The 276-nt window shown below is 59.1% G+C and carries 1 protein-coding gene; it reads left to right on the top strand.

Going from position 1 to position 276, the window contains the following annotated elements:
• Positions 1-276 (top strand): hypothetical protein (locus AC6UDB_RS07035; RefSeq protein ID WP_500709549.1); only part of this gene is annotated, 276 nt, incomplete at both ends.

The raw sequence follows: 276 nt of genomic DNA, 5'->3' as shown, positions 1-276 counted from the left end.
GCAACACCATGTTCAGTGACGGCAGAGACGACCAAGCCCGCTTCAGCTATGGCAATGCAAGCACAGCCAACGTCCACGACATGTTCCAGTTGCGCGAGCTGACTCATTCACTGCAGCCGGATTACCCGGTAGCGCAGGCGATCTATTATGACGATGACGGCAACCAGACCAACGATGAGTGGGGACGCCGGCTCGAGTACGATGACTTCGGGCGCCTGAAGCAGGTGTCTACCAGCGATGGCACTGCTGCCCTCGTGCGTTACCGCTACGATGGGC

This window comes from Fructilactobacillus sp. X3R2C1 (assembly GCF_059901235.1).
This window is presented reverse-complemented; position numbering and strand designations above follow the sequence as displayed.